General features: G+C 44.2%; 23 protein-coding genes and 3 pseudogenes. 3 read left to right on the top strand and 23 right to left on the bottom strand.

Translation table 11 applies throughout. The features are described 5' to 3' along the window. Nucleotides 1-498: 498 nt before the first annotated feature. The 8 genes and pseudogenes from AB5618_RS18210 to AB5618_RS18245 all read right to left on the bottom strand — a co-directional run. On the bottom strand, nucleotides 499-924 hold the full coding sequence (locus tag AB5618_RS18210; protein ID WP_173719582.1) for an RNA polymerase sigma factor: 426 nt from the start codon (nucleotides 922-924) through the stop codon (nucleotides 499-501). Nucleotides 925-1,227: 303 nt separating this feature from the next. Beyond that, nucleotides 1,228-1,491, bottom strand: a pseudogene (locus AB5618_RS18215) (alanine racemase C-terminal domain-containing protein); the annotation flags it as partial. Nucleotides 1,492-1,494: 3 nt separating this feature from the next. After that, nucleotides 1,495-1,614, bottom strand: a pseudogene (locus AB5618_RS18220) (D-alanine--(R)-lactate ligase); the annotation flags it as partial. Next, complete coding sequence (locus tag AB5618_RS18225; RefSeq protein ID WP_173736425.1) at nucleotides 1,611-2,408, bottom strand: D-alanyl-D-alanine carboxypeptidase family protein; 798 nt, start codon at nucleotides 2,406-2,408, stop codon at nucleotides 1,611-1,613. The pseudogene AB5618_RS18220 and the gene AB5618_RS18225, both read right to left, overlap by 4 nt. A 154-nt stretch (nucleotides 2,409-2,562) precedes the next feature. Then, nucleotides 2,563-2,835, bottom strand: coding sequence for a VanW family protein (locus tag AB5618_RS18230; RefSeq protein WP_226815363.1), 273 nt, complete (start codon nucleotides 2,833-2,835; stop codon nucleotides 2,563-2,565). 93 nt (nucleotides 2,836-2,928) lie between these two features. Further along, nucleotides 2,929-4,056, bottom strand: a complete 1,128-nt coding sequence (locus AB5618_RS18235; protein WP_118582217.1) for a cell wall metabolism sensor histidine kinase WalK — start codon at nucleotides 4,054-4,056, stop codon at nucleotides 2,929-2,931. After that, nucleotides 4,046-4,765, bottom strand: coding sequence for a VanR-ABDEGLN family response regulator transcription factor (gene vanR, locus AB5618_RS18240; protein WP_118582214.1), 720 nt, complete (start codon nucleotides 4,763-4,765; stop codon nucleotides 4,046-4,048). Before vanR ends, AB5618_RS18235 begins: the two co-directional genes overlap by 11 nt. A gap of 380 nt (nucleotides 4,766-5,145) precedes the next feature. Continuing rightward, nucleotides 5,146-5,976 (bottom strand): annotated as a pseudogene (locus AB5618_RS18245) (relaxase/mobilization nuclease domain-containing protein); the annotation flags it as partial. A gap of 120 nt (nucleotides 5,977-6,096) precedes the next feature. Here AB5618_RS18245 and AB5618_RS18250 point away from each other — a divergent pair. Next, a complete protein-coding gene (locus tag AB5618_RS18250) occupies nucleotides 6,097-6,636 on the top strand; it encodes an ATP-binding protein (protein ID WP_330604910.1) in 540 nt (179 codons plus the stop codon). A 95-nt stretch (nucleotides 6,637-6,731) separates the two neighbouring features. Further along, nucleotides 6,732-7,247 (top strand): Fic family protein, encoded by a 516-nt coding sequence (locus AB5618_RS18255; RefSeq protein WP_330604911.1) that lies wholly within the window; start codon nucleotides 6,732-6,734, stop codon nucleotides 7,245-7,247. 72 nt (nucleotides 7,248-7,319) lie between these two features. Here the strand turns inward: AB5618_RS18255 and AB5618_RS18260 are convergent, their stop codons facing one another. From AB5618_RS18260 to rplM, 3 genes are all read right to left on the bottom strand, one after another. Continuing rightward, the gene (locus AB5618_RS18260; RefSeq protein WP_330604912.1) at nucleotides 7,320-7,475 is read right to left on the bottom strand and encodes a group II intron maturase-specific domain-containing protein; all 156 of its coding nucleotides are present in this window, start codon (nucleotides 7,473-7,475) and stop codon (nucleotides 7,320-7,322) included. Nucleotides 7,476-7,611: 136 nt separating this feature from the next. Continuing rightward, on the bottom strand, nucleotides 7,612-8,004 hold the full coding sequence (gene rpsI, locus AB5618_RS18265; RefSeq protein WP_118580486.1) for a 30S ribosomal protein S9: 393 nt from the start codon (nucleotides 8,002-8,004) through the stop codon (nucleotides 7,612-7,614). Nucleotides 8,005-8,021: 17 nt separating this feature from the next. Next, a complete protein-coding gene (rplM, locus tag AB5618_RS18270) occupies nucleotides 8,022-8,450 on the bottom strand; it encodes a 50S ribosomal protein L13 (RefSeq protein WP_117853326.1) in 429 nt (142 codons plus the stop codon). A gap of 644 nt (nucleotides 8,451-9,094) precedes the next feature. Between rplM and AB5618_RS18275 the strand changes: the two genes are divergently transcribed. After that, nucleotides 9,095-10,264, top strand: coding sequence for a cation diffusion facilitator family transporter (locus AB5618_RS18275; RefSeq protein WP_173736417.1), 1,170 nt, complete (start codon nucleotides 9,095-9,097; stop codon nucleotides 10,262-10,264). Here AB5618_RS18275 and AB5618_RS18280 read toward each other — a convergent pair. From AB5618_RS18280 to AB5618_RS18335, 12 genes are all read right to left on the bottom strand, one after another. Further along, complete coding sequence (locus AB5618_RS18280; RefSeq protein WP_334298031.1) at nucleotides 10,191-10,445, bottom strand: DUF6783 domain-containing protein; 255 nt, start codon at nucleotides 10,443-10,445, stop codon at nucleotides 10,191-10,193. The genes AB5618_RS18275 and AB5618_RS18280 overlap by 74 nt on opposite strands. An 87-nt stretch (nucleotides 10,446-10,532) precedes the next feature. Further along, nucleotides 10,533-11,594: a sugar ABC transporter substrate-binding protein gene (locus AB5618_RS18285; RefSeq protein ID WP_368366956.1), complete on the bottom strand. Its 1,062-nt coding sequence runs from the start codon at nucleotides 11,592-11,594 to the stop codon at nucleotides 10,533-10,535. After that, entirely contained in the window at nucleotides 11,591-13,186 is a 1,596-nt protein-coding gene (locus AB5618_RS18290; protein WP_173717154.1) for a response regulator, read from the bottom strand. The genes AB5618_RS18285 and AB5618_RS18290 overlap by 4 nt, the downstream gene beginning before the upstream one ends. 70 nt (nucleotides 13,187-13,256) lie before the next feature. Further along, entirely contained in the window at nucleotides 13,257-14,759 is a 1,503-nt protein-coding gene (locus AB5618_RS18295) for a sensor histidine kinase (protein WP_173717153.1), read from the bottom strand. Beyond that, complete coding sequence (locus AB5618_RS18300) at nucleotides 14,760-15,770, bottom strand: substrate-binding domain-containing protein (RefSeq protein ID WP_148461693.1); 1,011 nt, start codon at nucleotides 15,768-15,770, stop codon at nucleotides 14,760-14,762. 193 nt (nucleotides 15,771-15,963) lie between these two features. Next, nucleotides 15,964-17,121: a sugar ABC transporter permease gene (locus tag AB5618_RS18305; RefSeq protein ID WP_148461694.1), complete on the bottom strand. Its 1,158-nt coding sequence runs from the start codon at nucleotides 17,119-17,121 to the stop codon at nucleotides 15,964-15,966. A gap of 17 nt (nucleotides 17,122-17,138) precedes the next feature. After that, on the bottom strand, nucleotides 17,139-18,677 hold the full coding sequence (locus tag AB5618_RS18310) for a sugar ABC transporter ATP-binding protein (RefSeq protein WP_148461695.1): 1,539 nt from the start codon (nucleotides 18,675-18,677) through the stop codon (nucleotides 17,139-17,141). Between the two features lie 98 nt (nucleotides 18,678-18,775). After that, entirely contained in the window at nucleotides 18,776-19,903 is a 1,128-nt protein-coding gene (locus tag AB5618_RS18315; protein ID WP_148461696.1) for a sugar-binding protein, read from the bottom strand. Nucleotides 19,904-20,245: 342 nt separating this feature from the next. Further along, nucleotides 20,246-20,989 (bottom strand): tRNA pseudouridine(38-40) synthase TruA, encoded by a 744-nt coding sequence (gene truA, locus AB5618_RS18320; protein WP_330382759.1) that lies wholly within the window; start codon nucleotides 20,987-20,989, stop codon nucleotides 20,246-20,248. Nucleotides 20,990-21,091: 102 nt separating this feature from the next. Further along, nucleotides 21,092-21,895, bottom strand: coding sequence for an energy-coupling factor transporter transmembrane protein EcfT (locus AB5618_RS18325; RefSeq protein ID WP_118582725.1), 804 nt, complete (start codon nucleotides 21,893-21,895; stop codon nucleotides 21,092-21,094). Next, nucleotides 21,892-22,779 carry an energy-coupling factor transporter ATPase gene (locus tag AB5618_RS18330; protein WP_173770239.1) on the bottom strand — a complete coding sequence of 296 codons (888 nt, stop codon included), beginning with the start codon at nucleotides 22,777-22,779 and terminating at the stop codon, nucleotides 21,892-21,894. Before AB5618_RS18330 ends, AB5618_RS18325 begins: the two co-directional genes overlap by 4 nt. After that, nucleotides 22,770-23,615, bottom strand: coding sequence for an energy-coupling factor transporter ATPase (locus AB5618_RS18335; RefSeq protein WP_118582720.1), 846 nt, complete (start codon nucleotides 23,613-23,615; stop codon nucleotides 22,770-22,772). The genes AB5618_RS18330 and AB5618_RS18335 overlap by 10 nt, the downstream gene beginning before the upstream one ends. Between the last annotated feature and the right edge of the window lie 8 nt (nucleotides 23,616-23,623).

The raw sequence follows: 23,623 nt of genomic DNA on the forward strand, positions 1-23,623 counted from the left end.
TTTAGACATAAAATATGCTCCCTCCTAAGTGACAAGTTTTTATTATTTCACTTGTCTACCTAGAAGGGAGCATATCAAATAGACAGCCCCATGGTATCTGACTTTGAAAAATTTACTCGCCACATTTGCCACGCACCCCTGACGATAGGGACATTCCTGGTCTCCGCTGGCGCGGCTGTCATAACTCCGCAGCGTCGTTTTACTCGTGCGCCGCAGGGTTCCCCCCAAAAAATCTTTGGCGGGCCGTGAGGAAGTATCTTTAAGCCCCCATGCAGTCACTGCGCCCCGAAGTGCCACCTCCGGGCTTTAGGCTTGCGTTGATCGCTCAGGACAGCCCGTTCATCACCTCCTTGGCTTGTCCTTCTTGGCGGCGCGCCTGATTCGCTCGTACATGGGCTATGTACCAAAAATGCCGTCTATTCAGTTGTCAATGTACCAATGAAGGTGATAAGTTGTCCTTCTAATGGTAGTGAAGAAAACGGCGACATTTTGGCCATGTTAATTAAGGTTTTTGAAATTTTTTCCCAGGCATTTCAAACCGCGCTTTATGCTCTTATATACCCAGCTGAGATCAACATCTTCTGCCTGGGCAATTTCTTTGACGGTCATGCCTAAGTAGAACCGGGCATAAATCCACTTGGCCTGCTTGTCCGGCAGCTCCATCACCGCAGCGTAGAGCTGATCGCGGAGCTGCTTGTCCTCCAGGATTTCTTCCGGGGTCGGCGGGTGCTGCACAATGGCCTTCTCAATGCCATTGTCGCAGTCCAGGGAGTAGTGCGCTTTGTAGTTATACATCTGGCGTAGGTAGCGTGCTTCCGCTCGTTTGTCGGCCAGGAACACCGCCTGCACTTCATCGGTTACTTCCAAATAAGTGTCTTTTTTGTAAATATCGGGATACAGCTCCCGAAGATTGATTTTCTGCATTATGTACCTCCATTTCGGTTCACAGGTCCAGTTGACGGGTGAGCCGAAATGGGGCGGAACAAGTTAGGGTATTAGCAAAGATTTTTTTGATGAAAAGGCCATATTGCCCTGTCTAAATACCGCTATCATGGCGACTACCTCTACTGGCCGCCGCTCTGTATATCACACTCCTTCAAAAAACAAAACGACAGCTTTGGTTGTTGTTCAAAGCCGTCGAGTGTTTAATTTGACATGGGAAAACGATTGCTGCACGACGGCTTTTTTTCTTTTGCCGTCGTGCGGCAGATAATTACATTCTATAAGTTAAACTATCATTCTGTTTAAGCGGCTACCTAAGCGACTTAACAGTTCGTTGGTAATTGTCCCACTTGCTTCTGCAAGGTCATAGGCCGTGATTTCATACTGGCCTGATTTTCCTATGAAGACAGCAATATCACCGCTTTTCACATCTGGTAAATCCGTAATATCGACTATCTTTTGATCCATACAGATGCGTCCAATTATTGGTGCTTCGTAGCCGTTTATCAATACTTTTCCATGATTACACGACAGAGCGCAAGGAATGCCGACCATTACCGCTTCATACTTGCTGCTGTCCATATTCTGAAGCACAGCGGCTGCGGACTGGAGGGACACGCTATACTCCGGGGAACAGCCGCCAAACAAAACAGCGATTTTCAATCTTTTCATTGCTCTGCCTGCCTTTCTGCCAAATATTCCTCCAAGCACAGCCCTTTTTCATACATCTCTGTGGCGGCCTCAACGCCAACATACCGATAATGCCATACTTCCTCGGCAACGCCCGCGATGTCGGTTTTATCTCCAGGGTAACGGAAGATAAAACCGTATTTGTAGCTGTTTTCTTGCAGCCAGAAATAAAGATCATAGATGGCTCCGTTGATGTCCACGGCTAAACCAATTTGATGTTCACTGTATCCGGGAACAGATACCCATTGCTTTGCCAGTTCCTCCGCTTCGCTCTGGGAATTTCCCTCTTTGCGGTATCCAGCCACTTTGTCGTCATAGAGCTGCTGCTGCTTTTTCTGCGTGCGGTAACCGGATACGACCATAGGTAGTTGATCCAAATTTCCTTCCTTTGCTGCTTCCAACATCTCCATGAGAGGATCATAGATGCGTTCATCTACTTTCTCACCGCCGGGCACCTCTACCAGTTTTGGCTCGTAGTTTTCAGGGATCGCGTTTTCATAGTTTACCAACATCAAGTTCCAGTCGGTGTCATCATTTGCTGTCTGCGTGTTTTGGGGTGAGCTTTCATCCCAAAGGCCAACTTGCACATCATCAGGCCCCTGCGTTGTGGTGTCGTTTACTTGGGAATTTTCAGACGATTCTTTATCTCCAAACAATGTGAACGCATATACACAAACAGCCACGACCAGAATGACTGTGGCAATACTTCCCCAAGGAAAGCGCCTCCGCCGCTGCTTTTGCCTCCGGCGATGACCTTCATTGGGAACAGGCAGCATTTTTTCTTCCATCATATAAAGCCTCCTTTCTGAAGGGAAACAAAAGCGCCCCTGTCAGCATTTATTGTACTAAACAGCGGCGCTTGGAACTTTAATATGAAGTTGTTTATTTCCTAAGAAAATCCTAATGTAAGGGGGAGATTTTACTTATGTTCTATCCAGCGGCGGTCCGCAGCTTTGCATCGGACAACACTTTCCCTCTCATATGATATTTGTCAACAGAAATCTGGATTTGAAATGTGTAGGCGGTGTTGTTTTTGACCTTCAAATCCAGCCGGCCTTCCGCCACCGCCGCGTCAATTCCTTGGGGAATGCCGGGCGTATTGCGGTGAAGGTCGATTCCATGTGTATGCTGTTCTGTAACAGTCAGCGGAGTATCCTTCCCATCATTTCGCTCCTTTCGGTGATTTGTTTCATAAAAGAGCAAATCCATGCTCCTGTCAGTATCATTCTACTGGACAAGAGCATAGATTGTTTTAATAAGAAGTTGATTGACTCCTAAGAAAATGCAAAGAAATTGCTAATTTGACAACGGCAAAGAGACTGTAAATGTAACCACATGATTTTTGCTGGATGCGCTGATTGCCCCGCCATGCAGCGTGACGATCTCCTTTGCTATGGCTAATCCAAGCCCTGTGCCGCCTGTATCAGAGGAACGAGACTGATCTACCCGGTAGAATTTATTGAAAAGAGACGCCAATGCCTCATTTGGAATATCTTCGCCGCTGTTCTGAAACCGAATGATGACTTCATGTTCCAATTTTTCTGCGGAGATCACAATCTCGGTATGTGGGAAGCTATACGATGCGGCATTTTTCAGAATGTTGTTGAATACCCGTGCCAGCTTTTCCGGATCGGCTTCGATGGTCAAATTCTCGTCAAGATGCAGGGTAACGGTGTTTCCCCTGGGAGCCAAAACAGGAGACAATTCATCCGATAGTTGGACCAGCATATAATAAAGGTCGATGGTTTCCTTGGACAAGGTGATTTTCTGAGATTTATATTTTGTGATCTCAAAGAATTCATTTACCATCGTCTCCAGTCGGTAGGCTTTTTCCAACACGATATGAACCCGCGCAGCCCTCTGCTCAGGGGGCATATTCGGATCTTCCTCCAACAGATTGAGGTATCCAATTACAGATGTGAGTGGGGTCCGAATATCATGGGCCAGGTACATAACCAATTCGTCTTTCCGCTGTTCAGCCAAAGCGGTTTCCATTTTTCGTTCTGCTAAAGTTTGTTTTACAGAGTTTAGCTTCCGCTCAAATGGCAGCATTTCCGGTGACAACTGGATTTGCTTTTCATCGTCTGCCAGCAATGACTCTATCCCTTGATTGACCTCTCTGAAATAGCCGGTAACCCACCGGAAAATTCGTACCATGAGGACTGTAAATATTAGAAGAACGGCCACAGCGAAAAAAATTTCTTTATTACCTCGAAAATGGTCACTGTAATAATAAAATGCTGCTTCATGCTTCATGTCGAATACGGTTTCCAGAATCCATACAATCAGATCGCCAATTCGCTGTTTCCAGATGAAAAGATACAGCCCCACCACCACAACGATAGAGGTAATGACATTCATGCAAACTCGTCGAATGAGTTTTGATTGAAAAGCAAAGTATTCGTCTTTTTTATCAACTTTCAATTTTATATCCTACCCCCCATATCGTCTTAATGAATCTGGGCTTGTCCATACTATCTCCCATTTTCTCCCGCAGGTGGCGGATATGAACGGTGATGGTGTTGTTGGATTTGCTGTAATACTCGTCCTGCCAGATTTTGTGAAACAAATCTTCTGAACTGACTACATTCCCGGTATTTTCCAGAAGAATACGCAGGATCGAAAACTCCGTAGGTGTCAGCACCAAGGGCGTTTCCCCCAAAAAGCAGGTATGTGCCTTGATATTCATTGTCAAGGAACCGCAAACAAGATTATCTTCTGATGCGGCAGACGAGGTTTCACCGGTATCAGAATGAGCAGGATTGTACTTTTGATACCGGCGAAGCTGAGACTTTACCCGTGCAATCATCTCCAGAGGGCGAAACGGCTTTGTAATGTAATCATCCGCTCCAAGAGTAAGGCCGGTAATTTTATCAGTCTCAGCATCTTTGGCTGTCAGCATGATGATGGGGTAGGTATGATGTTCCCTGATTTTCTTGCATAGAGTGAATCCATCTATGTCAGGAAGCATAATATCCAAAATTGCAAGATCAATGGGGGTTGTTTCAATGCAGTTAAGGGCTTCTTGGGCCGTATAAAATTTGAATACAGTGTAGTTTTCGTTTTTCAAATAGACTTCTATTAAATCCGCAATTTCTGTTTCGTCATCGACTACTAATATTTTATTAGACATGAAATCATTCTCCCTTCAAAGAGTATATATTATTATATTATCAAAGTCAAACACAGCACATCCTTATTATTTCATGAGAAAACATTAAGATTTTCCTAATTTCTCACAGATTGCAATATCTTGGGGCTGAATTTTGGCAAGTTAAGAAACCCCTTGATATATTAGTCGTATCTGTTCATCTCTAAGCTATATTATATTTCGTTCTTATTTATTAAGCAATGATTCGCCTATTAAATCAGGTCCACAACCAGAACAATCATACTTGTTTACCAATATAATAAGGTCATTCCACAGCCGGATACTATATCCGTTCTTCAAAAGGGCTTGTCCGCAGTCGATTACGATATCGCCTTTCGGGTCAGTGACCACGTAGGAACTGTGACCTTCGGCGGCTCTGTCTGTGTGACTGTTTTCTTTCGTAGGGTATGGGCTTTCTTCCCTGAGAGAACTGACTGCAAATCCTCCAATCCATATCCTTCGCCCAGACTGTCCATGCGGGCGGCTTTCTCCCAACCAGAGAGCTTCAGTCGATACGATTTTCCGCGCTTTGAGACTTCACAACCATACTCTTGCAACAGCTTCAGCAGTTCTTCAAAGTCAGCAGGACTTTGTGATAATGCGTTGTCAATCACCACACGAAGCAGCTCTCGGTGAGAGGGCTTTGCCTGATCGCTCAGCCATTTGTTATAGCTCTTTCCGTGAGGTTTCGGATTCTCTACAATTGACAGTCCATTCTCAATACAGATGGTGTCACTTAGCCGACGAACCGCCTTGGTGCTGCCCCAAAAGTTTCGGAACTTCCGGTCATATTCTAAGCTGACCGATGACCAGATAATGTGATTATGAATGTGCGACTTGTCTATGTGAGTGCAGACTACAAAGGCATGATTGCCTTTAGTAAAACGCTTTGCAAATTCTACGCCCAGCCGGTTTGCTTCTTCCGGGGTAATCTCACCGGGGCGGAAGGACTGGCGCACATGATAGGCAATCACATCATCCGCGCCACGCACTCGTCCGGTAGCGGCAATGTACTGCCGCTTTGCCAGAAGGAACTCCGCATCCGCAGTCCGGCTGTCACACGCATAGCCGGTAATGAGCCTGCCGTTATCTGTTTTCTTTGGATTGGCCACATAGTCGATGATGTCACTGATCGCCCGACTCTCTGTGCGGCTTTTGCCGACATGAAGCGGCATGATTCTTGTAGTTGCCATAAAAAGCCCTCCTCTCAAAATATTTTCTCTGAACTCTTTGTGCCTATCGTTGAAATAAACTCTCCTTATGGGTATAATATTAATATAAAGAAACTACCAATACCTCAAAGGAGGGATTTTATGATAGAACAGCTAATTGCTGAAGCAACCGAATGTGATTTCAAAGTTGCACTTGAAATAAAGAAACCCAAAAGCTGGTTAAAAAGTGTCAGTTCCTTTTCTAATGGAATCGGCGGAACTCTTTTTTTCGGAATCTCTGATGACAGGAAACCTATTGGCTTGTCCGATGTTCAAAAGGATGCTGAAGCGATCAGTCGCTTAATCAAAGAACGTATCACACCATTACCTCAGTTTATCTTAAAACCATTACAGGAAGATGGTAAAAATCTATTAGCTCTGGAGGTTTCTCCCGGCCGCAGCACCCCATATTATTACAAGGCAGACGGCGTGATGGAGGCATATATCCGTGTTGGAAATGAAAGCGTAATTGCCCCTGATTACATTGTGAATGAATTGATCTTAAAGGGAACCAATCAGTCCTTTGATACCCTAACAACAGACGCGGCAAAAAGGATTACAGCTTTACACTTCTGGAAGCAACCTATCTGGAACGGACCGGTCTCCGCTTTGAGCCATCCGATTATGTTTCCTTTGGTTTGACTGATAAAAATGGACTCCTGACCAATGCCGGAAAACTCATGACCGATCAGCACACGGTTTATAACTCCCGTATGTTCTGTACCCGGTGAAATGGCTTGGAAAAAGGCTCTATCTTTGATGATGCGCTGGACGATAAAGAATACGATATTTACAGTATTCGTTCGATGCGACGAAACCCTGTGATTGCTGACCTGTTCCACCGCATGAAGTACATGGAACGCCGTGGAAGTGGTCTGCGCAAAATCGTCAGTGAAACTAAAAAGCTGCCTGGATACACAGCGGCATATAAGCCTGAATTTTCCTCAACAGCGACAGATTTCAGAGTCATCTTGAAAAATGTAAACTACAACATGTGCGGTGCTTCCGTACATGATGCCGCACATGATGCCGCACATGATACATCTGTGATCAGCAAGCAAAACTTGCTATTGGAATTTTGTGCAAATCCTAAAAGTCGAGATGAAATGCAAGCATATATTGATGTTTCCAGCCGTTCTCACTTCAGCAAATATTACCTCAAGCCTTTATTATCTTCTGGTAAACTTGAAATGATGTTTCCAGACAAACCCAAAAGCAAAAACCAGAAATACACTACCGTTCATTCCAAATAACCAAGAAGCAGGGCATTGGGTCTCATTTCCCATTGTCCTGCTTCTTTTCATTCCAGATTATATTCGCATCATTTACCCATACATCCAATCCTGAATTCTGAAATAATTTATCCACTCTCGTACAATCTCGTTTACTCTTTTAATTGTAACTGCAAGTGGTCTCGCTACTGCTTTTCCTCTTTTCAGATATTCGCTCAGCTTCTTTTTCAGTTTCTTTTTCTTAACCACTAAAAATTGGGTGAAAACGGCTCTCGTTTGGTCAAATGAGGTCAAACTATATCAGCCCGTTTAGGTATAAGAAAACCCCGGAAAGCCTTGATTTTCCGGGGTTTTTGAACCATTTTGATATAGTCTGAGCAGTCGATTATCGCTTGCTGAACTGTGGAGCGCGACGAGCTGCTTTGAGACCGTATTTCTTACGCTCTTTCATACGAGGATCACGAGTAAGGAATCCAGCTGCTTTAAGAACTGGTCTGTACTCTTTGTCTGCCTCAAGGAGTGCTCTGGAGATACCATGTCTGATAGCACCAGCCTGTCCTGTGTATCCGCCACCGTGTACGTTTACAAGTACATCAAATTTTCCTTCTGTCTCGGTAGCAGCCAGTGGCTGACGAACGATAACTTTAAGTGTGTCTAATCCAAAATACTCATCAATGTCTCTTTTATTGATAGTGATTTTACCAGTACCTGGGGTAAGGTAAACTCTTGCTACTGATTTTTTTCTTCTTCCTGTTCCGTAGAATTTTGCGCTAGCCAATGTTTTCTACCTCCTAATTAAAATGTTAAAACTTCCGGTTTCTGAGCCGCATGTTTGTGTTCAGGTCCGGCATAAACGAAAAGTTTTGTATACATTTCTCTTCCTAATGGTCCTTTTGGAAGCATACCTTTAACTGCCAGCTCAACAACTTTCTCAGGTTTCTTAGCCATCATCTCTTTTAATGTAGTCTCTTTCATTCCACCTACATAATCAGAGTGATTGTAGTAGATCTTCTGATCCATTTTCTTTCCTGTAACTTTGATCTTGTCAGCGTTAACAACGATTACATAATCACCTGTGTCAACGTGTGGTGTAAACTGAGGTTTGTTCTTTCCTCTTAAAACGCTTGCTACGCCAGAAGCCAGACGGCCAAGGGTGCAACCTTCAGCGTCAACTACATACCATTTTCTCTCGATTTTATCTGGATTAGCCATATAAGTCTGCATGGTTTTACCTCCTGTTATTTATCAACGATTGTTTGTATAAATGCGAATTCTCGCATATGTTAGTAATATGGAAACGATGGTGCAATTACTGCGGAAATGTCCGAAACCGCTGATAAATACCGTCGCCGGGGCTATTGGCTAAAGTATCTCGCACTACGTCACATTGAGTTATTATATTATAAGCCTCCGTTTCTGTCAACCACTTTTTCCCCATATTTCCATCTTTTTTTCAAAAAGTTTTCCACATTCTTCCTGGATTGCTGATCAGCTTTTCCACAAAGCCCGCTTGCTGCATCCACCTTATACACGCCCATCCACAACAGGTGTCTTTTGGAACAACAATTTATACACACTTTAATCAGGCATTTTATAAATTTTCTCTGTCAAGCGTTTTTTATAAATTTTCTCTGGTATTTTTCTCCGCAATGTGCTACATTAAAAAGAATGTATTCACAGGATACACAGTAACTATTTTATTTTTTCAGATAACTATTCAGCAAATACTATTCCGCGAGGCATTTTCACTATGAAAGCCCCAGGAGACAGCTGTGGAAGTGCCGCAGGAGGGTTCGCCTTTCTGTGCATCACAAAGCGCGTAACTGTAAGAGAACTGAACAGTTACTTTTATTTGAGGTGAAGTTTTCATGATAACATTTTTATCCCATTTTTTCATCAAAAATTACAAAGACTACAACTCCCCCCAGGTTCGCCAGTCTTATGGCATGCTCTGCGGAGCTATGGGAATTGCCTTGAACATTTTTCTTTTTATAGGAAAATGGCTTGCCGGAATCCTAAGCGGCTCTATTGCCATCACGGCGGATGCCTTCAACAACTTATCGGATGCAGGCTCCTCTGTGATCACTCTGGTGGGCTTCAAGCTCTCCGGACAAAAACCGGATACAGAGCATCCCTTTGGACATGGACGCATGGAATATATCTCCGGACTTCTTGTCTCAGTTGCGATTCTGATCATGGGCTTCGAGCTGATCCGCTCCTCCATTGACAAGATCCGCACCCCGGAGCCCATTGAATGCAGCCCGGTTATTATTGCTATCCTTATTGCATCTATTCTGGTAAAAATATATATGTACTACTATAACCGCACTATCGGTCACAAAATCGACAGTACTGCCATGCAGGCTACAGCCGGAGACAGTTTAAGTGACACAGTTTCCACCAGCCTGGTTCTTCTGGCAACCATCATCAGTCAGCTTACCGGACTGGTGCTGGACGGATGGTTCGGTGTCCTGGTGGGCATTTTTATCTTCTATACCGGAACCACTACAATGAAGGATACCATTGATCCCCTTCTCGGACAAGCCCCGGAAAAAAATTTAGTAGAAGAAATTGAAGAAATCGTTCTTGCCCATCCCCTTGTCCACGGCATGCATGACCTGATTGTCCATGACTACGGTCCAGGCAGACTGATTCTTTCCCTCCACGCTGAGGTTCCCGCCCACGGAGATCTGCTGATCATCCATGATGAGATTGATAACATTGAGCATGAGCTTCAGGACAAACTGAATTGTTCTGCCACCATCCACATTGATCCCATTGTCACAGACAACAAGGAGGTCAATGAAATGCGCAGCCAGATTGAAGAAATCACCCGCAATCTGGACCGCCGTCTTTCCATTCACGATTTTCGCATAGTAGAAGGTCCTACCCACACAAACCTGATCTTCGACGTAGCGGTTCCTTTCGAATGCAAACTCACCAACGTGGAGATCACAAATCTCCTCAAAGAACGCATCCGCAATATGGATGATGGCAACTATTGTGCCGTGATTCAAATCGACAGAGTATATTCATAAAAAATTCTTTTCCCCATACAAAAAGACTAGAGCGTGTTTGAAAAAGGCTTTCTGCAAGATGTGCGTCACAATTTGTGGGAGATTTTGTCCGGATGAGGGCGCCGTAGCGGGCTACGGCAACCGAATTCGGGCAAAATATACCGCAAAGTGGGGCGTGCAGATTGCGGGAATGATTTTTCAAACACGCTCTGGTTCTTCATGCAGCTGCATGAAAAATCAGTCTTTTTGTTATTTCGTCCGCACTGCGTCCGCTTTGAAGCACCTTTCCTTATCGAATATTCAAATAGACATCCTCTCTCGTATGAAATCCCCCGTCAATGATCACCTTATCCATATTTTCCGCCGTCACCGCTATTGGATCGATTTTATAATAAGGAATGTCATATGTCCCGTCATTGAAGGTTTCTACTGCCTTGTATTCCCCTTCTCCGGAAGTAATATCCTCTCCTTTGCCAAGCGCCACTGCGAACTCAGCCGCCGTATTCGCTTCCTGTTCAATAGGCTTATAGACGGTCATTTCCTGTGTACCTTCCACAATCCTCTGACAGGCTGCCAGATCCGCATCCTGGGCCACCACAGCAACCTTCCCGGCCAGCCGGTTCTCCGACAATACCTTCACTGCCTGACTTGCCAGATCATCATTTCCGCACATCACTCCTACAATATCTTTTGTAACTTCCAACCCCTGAGTCACATAATTTCCGGCCAGCTCTGCCATCCAGTTATCGCAATATTCCGTATAAACCACATTCAGATTACTGCCTTCAATGGCTTTATTGAACCCCCTCACAACTTCATCCACATTTCTGTCTGTAGGAGATCCATTGATGGCAAAAATATTTCCTCCCTCCGGACAAGCCTGGATCAGCGCCTCTCCCATAAGGGTTCCAACCTTTTCATTATCAATGGTAATATACAGATCTGCATTAACATTTTCCACAATGCGGTCATAGCAGATTATATAAATCCCCATTTCCCGGGCTTCCTTCAGCACATCATACAGAGCATTTCCATCAATAGGGATCACCACGATCACATCCATCTTTTTCTTAATGAAATACTCTATCTGGGAGATCTGCTCTTCCACAACGCCTCCGGCCACCTGCACATTCACCTCAGCCCCAAGGCTCTGGGCAGTAGAAACAAACATATCCCGGTCCCGCAGCCATCTCTCAATTACAAAAGAGTCAAAGCTAAGCCCGATCTGCAGCTTATCTTCCTCTTTTGCTTCTTCCTTCTGCGGCTCCTGAGGCTTACTTCCGCAGCCTGCTGCCAATGCAGCTGCCAGGATCAAAACCAGCGACAAGATCAGCCAACGACACTTTCTCATTTTCCATACCTCGCTTTATACTCACTTGGAGTCATATCCATCTGCTTCTTAAAAATCCTGCTGAAATAATTTGGATCTGAATAGCCGCTCTGGATTCCCGCTTCCTTTACGCTCACATTTTCATCCACCAGAAGCTCTTTGGCTTTATCGATCCGGACTCTGGTCAGATACTCAATAAAATTCTCCCCAGTCTCCTCCTTAAAAATCTTGCTGAAATAATAAGGACTGATATTCACCTGGCTGGATACATCATCCAGAGAAATATCCCTGCTGTAATTTTCCTGAATATAAAGCATGGCCTTCTTTACCGCGGAATTAGACTGATCTTCCTTCTGATCCCGGATTGCCCGGCATACATTTACCATCTTTTCCTGAAACCATTTACGAAGATCCTCATAAGTAGAAAGCGACATGGCAGTATCCAAATAGTCTCTGCGGTAACTAAATCCATAATTGATCGCGCCGCTTTCAAAAGCAATCTTCTCTCCCCAGATAATAAACTCCAGTATTTTCAGGCGGATATTATTCATATCCTGTGAATAATGCTCCACCATCCAGTCACAGAAGAAGTTCACCTCCTGGAGCATACCCTCTTCATTTCCTTCCTCAAGGCAGCGGAACATCCGCTTCTCATCATTGCCGGGAAAAGCCTCGTCATAGACACCATTCTGGGAAAGATCCTCTATATGAATTACCCGGCTCAGGCTTCCGTTTAATGCCCGGAGTGCTTCACGGTAAGATCTCTCAAGCTCTTCCATTTCCCATACTCTTCCAATTCCCACACGGAATTTTGCATCCAGTCTGCCTTCCAGCCTTGCCACCAGTTCTCTTGCCTTTTCCACCAGATCAATGCGGTCTTCATAAGGATTCTGAAAAATTTCACAAGGTACTACTACAGGGATACGATTGGACATAATATTTCCAACCACACAAGGAAAAGCAGACTTCACCACATCCCGGAATTCCGGATAAAAGCTCTGGGCTTTCACATTCATTCCAACCGGGCTTACCAGTCTTCCATTTTCATAGCTTTGTCCAAACTGCACCACCATAACATAACCCTGGCTGTATTCAATATCAAGAAGCTGCTGGTAATAATCTGCTGCTGCCATCTCTTTCTGGAAAAGAAGAGAATTTACATAACCAGATTCCACAACCGGGATAACTGTCTCCAGCTTTTCCTGGATTTTCAACAGATTACTTCTCTGATCACGCACCTTATCCACCTTTGCTGTCGCTTCTTCCACCACAGAAATAATCTTACTTTTCGAAATCGGTTTCGTAAGATACTGTTCCACACCAAGATTAATGGCTTCTTTAGCGTAATCAAATTTGTCATATGCGGAAACCACATAAAACAAGGCGGAATTGTTGAACTTCCGGATTTCCCGCATGGCCTGGATTCCGTTAATTCCAGGCATGTGAATATCCATAAACACAATATCCGGGTGAAAAGTCTCCGCCTTCTCGATTACCGCCCTTCCTGTTTTCGCAGTTTCCACACTGCATTTATCTCCGAATTCAGCCAGAATCACTCCTTTAAAAGCCTCCAGCATAAGTCCTTCATCATCTGCTATCAGAATACGGTACATTTTTTTGCTCCCCTTTATTCAGCCTCTGTTCACTGCTCATTGCAGCATACTCCGTGCTATCACTTTTTACTCATTCACTGGTACCTTCAACCTCCACCGGTAAGGTGATATGCACACTGGTTCCAAGTCCCAGACCATCACTTTCTATGGTAAGAAGACCTTTTTGTTTATAATACAGTTCCAATCTGTCAATTACATTTCCTACTGCTATACCTGTAGAATAACGGTCCTCTCCATTATTTCGTGCTTTCCCTGCCATAACAGACCTGATCATCTCCTGTGTCATTCCGGCGCCATTATCACTGACTGTGATTTCCAGATCATCTCCATCCTTGTGAATAGACATTCTGATTTTTCCAGTTTCCATACAGTCGTGGATTCCATGTTGCACTGCATTTTCCACCAGAGGCTGCAAAATCATACTTGGAATCCTGAAATTCCCGATTCCCTCATCCACATCTTTTTCATAATTGATATCTCCGGCAAATCGGACATTTAAAATATAAATATAATTGTCAACTGCATCCACCTCTTCCCAGAGAAGTGCGTCATCCTCCATTTTCCGTACATTATATCGAAAAAAGTCTGCCATCTTTTCCAGAAAAACACCAGTACGCTCTGCATCCTCCAGCATGGCAAGCTGGGCACCAGCATTCAGACAGTTAAACAGGAAATGAGGATTGATCTGAGCCTGAAGATACTTCAGCTGTGCTTCCTTCAGATGGGTCTCCATAAGAAGCTCCCTCTCCTTCATCTGAGCCTGCTTCTCTATACTTTCACGCTGTTGTTTAATATGAATGCGTATGCTGTCCAGCATCTGATTAAAGCTCCGTGTTACCACGCCAACCTCATCCTCGCAGACAACAGGCAGAATTGGCACATTCAGATTTCCCAGGGCAACCTCATGAGCAGTACTGGAAAGCTGGGTCAGCGGCCGGATCATGGATTGCACAAACAGAATGATAATAGCCACGCCTACTGCTGCCACAATGAAAATAACCACCAACGCCAGCCGATACAGTACATCCATAGAAGAAAGCAGGAGCTGGTAATTGGAGGAATTCATCCGGAAACGCAGATTATTCAGCTTGTAAATATAAGAATTGATATATTTATAAAGCTGCAGTTCTTTTTCATAAGAAGCCTTGTACTTCTCAATATTTCTGCCTCGCTTGGCCTGAACAGTCTCGCTGGTCTGATTCAGATAGCTTTCTGACATTCTGCGTATATTTTTTTCCAGCATTTTTACTTCATTGTCCACATTCCGGTCATTCAGCTTATCCAGAAGCTCCCGGTAATCCTGCTCATAGCGATAGTAATTTTCCAGAGCCTTGGTTCCCTTTATATTCAGATATTCGTAAACCGTTCCTTCCAGCTTGTTTAAGGTATCCGAGAGATCATTAATCGCTGCATTGCTGGAAAAAACAGCATCAATCCGGTCTACACCGGTATGGATCTGTTCAAAGATAAAAAAATTGATGCATACTACAAACACCATGACAAGGGCCATAACAAAGCTTAATCTTGTCTGTATGGAATTCTGGACGGAAAGGCTTCCTTTTCTCTCTCTCACTTAATCCCCCTCCGTTCTGTAAGTCCCAACATTGCTTCTGGTGATCACATGCTGTCCCACACTGTAATAATTGCTGGTATGTCCCAGGGAGGAAAACTCTTCCAGGGCATTCACGCTGTATCTTCCGATTTCATCCATATCCAGAGCGATAGCTGAAGAAATAATCCCTTTGCTGATACCATCCAGAATTACATCGGAATAATAAAAACCAACTACATCCACATTTCCAACCTGGTTATAGTCAACCAGAGCCTGGTAAACGCACTCTGTCACAACCTCGTCCATGCACACCAGCACATCTGGCAGGTTCTCCTCGCTTACAAAAATATCCCGGACAAATTCCTCTGTATCAAAGCCAGAGCTGCTGTCAATGTTGTATTCTGAAATCGTTACGGTCTGATAATCCTTCTTTTTTTTCTCCAGTTCTTTTTTAATCTGGTAATAGATCAGATTGGTCTCCTGTGTCTTGGACTGGGAATTTGCCAAAAGAAGGACCTGCGTATTCTCATGTTCCTTTAAAAGTCCAAGGATCTGTTCCGTGTAAGCATTTCCCAGCTGATAACTATTCAGTCCAACAAAGCTGATTCTGGCACTGGAGGAATCATCTGTCAGCACCGTAACTACCGGAATATCCGCATCTGAGGCTTCCTGGATCAGTTCCTGCTCTTCATCGCTTCCATCAGCTTCCAGAATGATCCCGTCCACCTGGGAGGCAATTCCAATACGCAGATAATCCGCCTGATTATAATTGGAATCGTGCCCGGGCTCGATCAATTCCAGATAAGCATCTGCATCCTTTGCCGCCTGGCTGGCGCTTTCATAGATAGAATCCCACATCAGGGTATTTTCCGCTCCTGCTATCATCAGATAATGTTTTGCGTAGCTGGATGCACCCTCGCCTTCACCAAGATCCACCTGATCCAGTTTTTTCTGGAAATAAATCCAGATTCCAGAGAGAAATAACATACAGCCTACTATAATAAAAAAAACAGTCAATGTGGATTTTTTCATAATTAATAAGTTCCTTTATTGCCCGCGCTTTTGCCTGTAGGCAAACCGCCATTTTATTATAAAATAAATATGCTTTCAAACATCTACAGTTTACCATATTTGCATGCTATATGCAAAAGAAGCCATTGCATTTCTGCAACAGCTCCTTTCTGATTACTGTTTACTGCACTCTCAGCAGTTTTTTGGCAATTATTTAGTTGGATTTTCTATTAGAGATAACATCAAATACAACTGCGATCAGAAGTACGGCACCTTTTACAACATACTGCCAGGAATCACCGATACCCATGATTGACATACCCATGTTGATAACACCAAGGAGAAGAGCACCGATTACAACACCACCTACAGTACCACTTCCACCGTATGCAGAAGCACCACCGATGAAACAGGAACCGATTGCATCCATCTCGAAGGATGTACCTGTACTACCATTTACAGAACCTACACGTGCTGCGCAGAGAAGACCTGCAAGGCCAGCAAGTAAGCCCATGTTTGTATATGCAATGAAATAAACCTTATTTGTATCGATACCGGAAAGCTGTGTTGCTTTCTCGTTACCGCCGATTGCGTAGAAGTAACGTCCAAACGCTGTCTTGGATGTGATGAAGTTGTAGATCATGCAGATTGCAACTACCCATACAAGCATTACGGAAATACCTTTATACTGATATAATTTGTAGCAATACCACAGAATAACAACTGCAATCACGGCTGCTCTGCTGTAATCAGAAGCTGCTGTATTCTGGCGATAACCTTTTTTCGCTTTGTTTGCTCTGGAACGCATGGTAGAGAAAATAATATAGCATGCGATCAGAACACCAACGATCAGTGCAGAATATTTCTTTCCATCATCAAGTCCCGGAATGTTAATGTAGGATGTAAATACATTCAGGAAAGATTTGTTCTGGATAGATACTGTCTTATTATCCAGTACCAGACGTCCAAATCCACGGAAAATGAACATGCCGGCAAGTGTTGTGATAAATGGAGGAATTCTCTTATAACCAATCCAGTAGCCCTGCCATACACCAACCAGAAGGCCGATTACCAGGCAAAGGAGAATGGTGATAAATGGATTGAAGCCCTTGCTGCCGATCAGGACAGCTGCAACACCACCAACGAAGCAGATAACAGATCCAACAGAAAGATCGATGTTACCACCAGTTAAGATACAGAGTAACATACCACATGCAAGAACCAGTACGTATCCGTTCTGGAGCATAAGGTTTGACATGTTCTGTGCGAAAAGAAGTCGTCCATCAGTCAGAGCACAGAACAGGATAAATACGATTACAAGTGCAATAACCATCGTATATTTTCTTAAAAAGTCTTTTATTTTTGCATTCATTTTGTTTTCCCCCTTCATTATTTCTTCTGATTCTGCATGATATGTGCCATGATGCCTTCCTGGGTAGCTTCTTTCGCATCCAGTTCTCCGGCCATTTTACCTTCATTCATGATATAAATCCGGTCGCACATACCAAGGATTTCAGGCATTTCTGAGGAAATCATGATTACAGATTTTCCCTGTTCCACCATCTGATTGATCAGACAGTAAATATCATATTTTGCACCTACGTCGATACCACGGGTAGGCTCATCCAGAATCAAAATATCTGGTTCTGTGAACATCCACTTTCCAAGAAGGGCTTTCTGCTGGTTACCACCAGACAGGTTACCAATACGCTGCTCATTGGAAGGTGTTTTCGTTCCCATTTCTTTTGTCATCTGCTCCGCCAGCTGTACCTCAAGGTCCGTGTTGATAATTCCATTATCACAGACTTTGTTCAGACGGGCAAGAGTTGTATTGAAACGAATGGACTCATCAAGGATCAGTCCGTTTGTCTTACGGTCCTCAGTTACATATGCAAGACCATGCTGGATGGCTGCACGAGGATCTTTCAAATCTACTTTTTCACCCTTTATGTACAATTCTCCGGAAATTGCACTTCCATAGCTCTTACCGAAGATGGACATTGCCAGCTCTGTACGGCCTGCACCCTGCAGTCCTGAGAAACCAACAACCTCACCTTTATGTACTTTAAAGGAAATATTGTCGTCTACTATTTTTTCCGGATACAGAGGATGATGAACCGTCCAGTTCTTTACCTCCAGCATCACTTCTTTACTTACATTGTGCTCACGTTTCGGATAACGATCTTCCATAGGACGTCCAACCATTCCTTTGATGATCCTGTCCTCGCTTAAGTCATCCACGCCTTTTGTAAGTGTCTCGATTGTGCTTCCGTCTCGAAGAATGGTACAACGGTCTGCACAGTAAATGATCTCATTCAGTTTGTGTGTGATAATAATAGATGTCAGTCCCTGTTTCTTAAATTCCATAAGCAGGTCCAGAAGCATCTTTGCATCTTCATCATTCAGGGATGAAGTCGGCTCATCCAGGATGAGCAGTTTAACATCTTTTGAAAAAGCTTTCGCAATTTCTACCAGCTGCTGTTTGCCGGTTCCGATATCTTTGATCAGGGTCTGGGCAGATTCATGAAGACCTACCTGAGCCATATGTTTCTCAGCCTCGCTGTATGTTTTATCCCAGTCGATGGCTCCTCTTTTATTTTTGATCTCGTTTCCGAGAAACATGTTTTCACCGATGGAAAGCAGTGGGATCAATGCAAGCTCCTGGTGAATAATAACGATACCTTTTGCCTCGCTGTCATTAAGCTTTTTAAACTTACACTCTTCACCCTCGTAGGTAACCGTTCCAGTATAGCTGCCGTATGGATACTGACCACTTAATACGTTCATCAATGTGGACTTTCCCGCACCGTTCTCACCGATCAGCGCATGAATCTCGCCACGCTGAACTTTAAGGTTAACGTTATCCAAAGCTTTGACACCGGGGAATTCCTTCGTAATGTGTTCCATTACTAAAATATTGTCAGCCAAAATGGCGCCCCCTTTCCCATAAAACAGGCGGGGCTTTTCACCCCGCCCACATTTAAACCTTTATTTTTGATTTGTATGACGTTTTCGTTCAGCCTTCATTAGTTTGCCGGATGAAGATATCCGTCATCATCCATTGTGTAGTATCCTGGGTCAACCAGTGCTTCCTGAAGGTTGTCTTTTGTTACAACTGTAGGAACCAGAAGGAAGGATGGGCATTTGTTGCCTTCAGATGTCTCATAGGACTCTGTATCATATGCACACTCGAAATCCCAACCAGATTTTTCAATCAGGGACTCATCAACTGTATCACCAGCCAGCATTGCTTTTGCAAGGTCAAGTGTTACGACTGCTTCATTAGCAACTGCTTTGTAAACGGTCATGGACTGTTTTCCGTCAACGATGTTTGCAAGGTTTGCTTCATCACCATCCTGTCCTGTGATCAGAACTGTGTTATCACCAGCATAGTCAGACTCGATTGCCTGTGTTACACCAAGTGCTGTGGAGTCGTTGGAGCAAAGAGCTACGTCAAGCTGTGTTCCGTCTGCATAGTAGGATGCCAGAATGTTCTGCATTCTTTCAAGTGCTGTCTGGGTATCCCATGCAGGTGTTGCAACAGAATCAAAATCAGTCTGTCCGGAAACTACATTTAAGGTTCCTGCATCAATGTATGGTTTTAATACATCAAATGCACCATTGAAGAAGTATCCGGCATTGTTATCAGCAGGATCACCAGCTGTAAACTCGATATTGTATGTCTTGTCTCCAGCATTGTCCAGATCCAGAGAATCTACTACGTACTGTCCCTGAAGGGTACCTACTGTGTAGTTATCAAAAGAAATATAATAGGAAACAGCGTCAGACTTGATCAGACGGTCATAGGAAATAACTGGGATTCCTGCATCTGCTGCTTCATCCATAACTGTATTAAGAGCCTCGCCATCGATAGCTGCTACAACTAACAGGTTAACTCCGTCGGAAATCAGGTTCTGAATATCGTTTACCTGACGGTCTGTCTCGTTGTCAGAGTATGTAAGCTCTACTTCGTATCCAGCATCTTCGAACTGTTTCTGCAGATAGGAACCATCACGATTCCAACGCTCCAGAGACTGTGTAGGCATTGAAATACCGATCTTTCCGCCAGCTGCTCCGTCTTCTGCCATTACTGGAACTGCAAGTGAACCAACTGCCATTGCTGCTACCATTGCCATTGCTACTTTTCTCTTCATGAAAAAAACCTCCCGTATCATTTTTATTTGCTATGTTCTATAGCTTTTTGATGGGATTATAATATCATATCGATGCTCTGTGTAAAATGGACTAATTTTGGATTGCTCTTTCATTTTTTGTGTTATGATATGCACAAAATTGTGCTGGGGTGGACATTTTTGTTGTGAAATTATGCTAGATTGTAATTATGTGCTATTGACATTTTTAATGTGTGAAGTGATATGCCAAAAAGAAGTATTGGAAAGGTGCATCTCGAAAATTTGCTATTTAATATGTTGAAAGTTGTCCAAATGCGTCCCTCCTGAAGAACTTTTCAACACATTAAATAGCAACGTTACTCATTAATCAAAGAACTGTATCCCCATCAGGGTGAGTCCCTGCGCCGGTGCGGTAGGACCAGCAGCAGAACGGTCTTTGGCATCCAGGATTTTCTGCATGCGCTCCGGTGGATACTGTCCATTTCCGATTTCAATCAAGGTGCCGGAAATAATGCGGACCATATTATAGAGGAAACCAGTTCCCGAAACGCGAATCGTAACTATGTCACCATCACGGAAAACTTCAATTCCGGTAACTGTACGGATAGTTGTTTTCACCTGGGCTCCGGAGCCGCAGAAACTGGCAAAATCATGCCTTCCGATCAGGTAGGATGTTGCCTCTCTCATTTTGTCCACATCTAATTTGTAATGATAGAAATAGGAATAAAGCCGCTCTGTTGGTACCGGAAATTTGCGGTTCAGAATGCGATATTCATATGTTTTCTCACTGTCACAGTATCTTGGATGGAAGTCCGGTTCCACTTCTTCAGACATCTGAATCCGGATATCCTCCGGCAGACGCTGGTTCAGAGCATAAGAAATCTTCTCTCCCGGGATGCGGGTGTTGGTGTCAAATACCGCTACGTTTCCAAGGGCGTGTACGCCTGCATCTGTACGACTGGCACCAATCGTTTCAATCTTTTCTCCCAGAAGCTCAGAAAGTGTATCATTCAACACTCCCTGTACTGTAATTCCATTGGGCTGTGTCTGCCAGCCACAATAATTCGTTCCATCATATGCTACAACAAGTCCAATTCGTTTCATCATCTTTCTCCTTGTGAAAATTCCCTCATCTGCATCCGTAGTCTATTTTAAGACTCTGAATACAGATGAGGGAACTATAACTTTTTAAATGGATGTTCAGTCGATTTAAATTCCAGCTGCCCTAAATCCAATTGCAACAGCCAGATACGCTGCCAAAATCACATATGCCATATGATCTCTTTTTTTATAACAAAGCGGTTTCATCTGGGTACGGTTATCGCCGCCATGATAGCATCTTGCTTCCATGGCCATGGCCAGATCATTTGCCCGTCGGAATGCGGAAATAAACAGCGGCACCAGAAGGGGAACCATGTTCTTCGCCTTCTGGATCAGATTCCCATTCTCGAAATCAGCTCCGCGGGCGATCTGCGCTTTCATGATCTTATCCGTTTCTTCCAGAAGAATAGGGATAAAACGTAGGGCGATCGACATCATCATAGCAATATCATGTACTGGTACATGGAGCTTATTCAGCGGGCGGAGCAGACGCTCCAGACCATCAGTCAGCTGGTTAGGCGTCGTCGTCAATGTCATAATGGAAGAACCGATCACCAGATAAACCAGTCGGATCGCCATAGTACCTGCCAGCACCAGACCTTCCTTTGTTACCTTAATAAATCCCAGCTTCCATACCACCTCACCAGGGGTAAGAATCATATTAAAAAATATGGTGATCAGAAGCAGCATGAAAATAGTCTTCAGACCTTTAAAAATAAACTTCACAGGAACCTTGGACAAAAGGATCATTCCTGCAAGAAATATAGTAGCCACTGCATATCCTGCGAAGGTGTGGAACAAAAATACAGATACAATAAATCCAATGGTTCCTACCAGTTTGGTTCTTGGATCCAGCTTATGAATCACTGAATCTGCCGGATAATACTGTCCAATGGTAATATCTCTGATCATTTGTTTCTGCCTCCCTTCTTAAGAAGTGAAGGCTTCTGCTTCTTTAAAGCTTCCAGAATCGTATCCCTGGCTTCCTCCACAGTGGTAGCTGTGGTATCCACATTCAGGCCATTTTCGGAAAGCGCATGCATGATATAGGTGATCTGCGGTGCCGCAAGTCCCATTCCTTCCAGTTCCTTATAATGGGAAAATACATTCTTCGGTGTATCGTCAAATACCATTTCCCCATGGTTCATAACGATCAGGCGTTCCACATATTTGGCAATGTCCTCCATGCTGTGAGAAACCAGGATAATGGTAATCCCTCTCATCTTATGAAGAGCCGCAATCTGATCCAGAATGTCATCTCTTCCCTGTGGGTCGAGCCCTGCAGTAGGCTCATCCAGGATCAGGATCTTCGGGTTCATTGCAAGAACACCTGCAATGGCAACCCGTTTCTTCTGGCCTCCTGAAAGCTCGAAAGGAGACTTGGTAAAATTCTCTTCCTTCACACCTACATGGGCAAGGGCCTTTTTTGCCTCTTCCTCAGCCTGCTCCCTGGAAAGTCCCTGATTCATAGGGCCAAAGCAAACATCTGCCAGAACTGTATTCTCAAACAGCTGGTGCTCCGGGTACTGGAATACCAGCCCCACCTCACTTCGAAGAGCCCGGCGGTTATAATTCTCCGCCCACACGTCTTCTCCATTATAAAGGATCTGACCGCTTGTAGGCTGGATCAAAGCATTAAAATGCTGGATCAAGGTTGATTTTCCACTTCCAGTATGACCAATCACACCAATGAACTGTCCATCCGGAATTACAAGATTTATATCTTTCAGGGCGTGGCTTTCATAAGCAGTACCCTGACTGTAAGTATAGGTCACGTTCTTAAGCTCTATCGACATAATGCACCCACCAATTCCTCTTTCGTCAGTATTCCTTCCGGAATGTCCACGCCAGCCTTGTGAAGCTCATGGGCGAGCAATGTCACCTGGGGTACATCCAGCCGGTATTTCTTCAGTGTCTCTACCTGGGAAAAAATTTCTCTTGGAGTTCCCTGCATTACCACATTTCCACCATCCATCACATAAACCTTGTTGGCATGGATCACTTCTTCCATATAATGGGTAATGAGGACAACGGTTACATTTTCTTTTTTATTGAGCTCGGAAACGGCTTTCAATACTTCTTTCCTGCCATTCGGGTCAAGCATTGCAGTTGGCTCGTCCAGTACAATACAGCTTGGACGCATCGCCACAACACCTGCGATGGCAACTCTTTGTTTCTGGCCTCCGGAAAGCTTGTTCGGAGACTGATAACGGTAAGCGGTCATTCCTGTCTTTTTCAGACTGTCATCCACACGCTTCCAGATTTCGTCTGTAGGTACTCCCATATTCTCAGGACCAAAGCCTACATCCTCTTCCACAACCGTACCAATGATCTGGTTGTCCGGATTCTGAAAAACCATCCCCGCTTTCTGGCGGATTTTCCACAGCTCCGGCTCCTTGGCTGTGTCCATATCATCCACCCACATGGTTCCCTCTGAAGGGATAAGCAATGCATTTATCTGCTTCGCCAATGTGGATTTTCCGGAACCATTGTGCCCCAGAACGGCCACAAAATCGCCGGCTTCAATGTCCAGGTTTACATCATTGACAGCACGCTGCGTTGCTTCCACATTGCCGTCCTCATCATACTTGAGATAGTCAAATCCCAGCTTGAATGCCTTGATAATTCCCATATTCTTTT

Origin of the sequence: Ruminococcus sp. J1101004sp1_RTP21198st1_B9_RTP21198_201120 (assembly GCF_040924245.1) — a bacterium.
GTDB classification, from domain to species: domain Bacteria; phylum Bacillota; class Clostridia; order Lachnospirales; family Lachnospiraceae; genus Blautia_A; species Blautia_A faecis.

Excerpts from the sequence above, each read along its gene's own strand:
- AB5618_RS18325 (WP_118582725.1), bottom strand. The coding sequence starts at position 21,895 with ATGATCAGAGATATTACCATTGGACAGTATTATCCGGCAGATTCAGTG.
- AB5618_RS18225 (WP_173736425.1), bottom strand. The coding sequence starts at position 2,408 with ATGCTGCCTGTTCCCAATGAAGGTCATCGCCGGAGGCAAAAGCAGCGG.
- AB5618_RS18210 (WP_173719582.1), bottom strand. The coding sequence starts at position 924 with ATGCAGAAAATCAATCTTCGGGAGCTGTATCCCGATATTTACAAAAAA.
- rplM (WP_117853326.1), bottom strand. The coding sequence starts at position 8,450 with ATGCAGACTTATATGGCTAATCCAGATAAAATCGAGAGAAAATGGTAT.
- AB5618_RS18285 (WP_368366956.1), bottom strand. The coding sequence starts at position 11,594 with ATGAGAAAGTGTCGTTGGCTGATCTTGTCGCTGGTTTTGATCCTGGCA.
- AB5618_RS18250 (WP_330604910.1), top strand. The coding sequence starts at position 6,097 with ATGATAGAACAGCTAATTGCTGAAGCAACCGAATGTGATTTCAAAGTT.
- AB5618_RS18330 (WP_173770239.1), bottom strand. The coding sequence starts at position 22,779 with ATGTCGATAGAGCTTAAGAACGTGACCTATACTTACAGTCAGGGTACT.
- AB5618_RS18275 (WP_173736417.1), top strand. The coding sequence starts at position 9,095 with ATGATAACATTTTTATCCCATTTTTTCATCAAAAATTACAAAGACTAC.
- AB5618_RS18300 (WP_148461693.1), bottom strand. The coding sequence starts at position 15,770 with ATGAAAAAATCCACATTGACTGTTTTTTTTATTATAGTAGGCTGTATG.
- AB5618_RS18305 (WP_148461694.1), bottom strand. The coding sequence starts at position 17,121 with ATGAATGCAAAAATAAAAGACTTTTTAAGAAAATATACGATGGTTATT.
- vanR (WP_118582214.1), bottom strand. The coding sequence starts at position 4,765 with ATGTCTAATAAAATATTAGTAGTCGATGACGAAACAGAAATTGCGGAT.
- AB5618_RS18315 (WP_148461696.1), bottom strand. The coding sequence starts at position 19,903 with ATGAAGAGAAAAGTAGCAATGGCAATGGTAGCAGCAATGGCAGTTGGT.
- AB5618_RS18335 (WP_118582720.1), bottom strand. The coding sequence starts at position 23,615 with ATGGGAATTATCAAGGCATTCAAGCTGGGATTTGACTATCTCAAGTAT.
- truA (WP_330382759.1), bottom strand. The coding sequence starts at position 20,989 with ATGATGAAACGAATTGGACTTGTTGTAGCATATGATGGAACGAATTAT.
- AB5618_RS18290 (WP_173717154.1), bottom strand. The coding sequence starts at position 13,186 with ATGTACCGTATTCTGATAGCAGATGATGAAGGACTTATGCTGGAGGCT.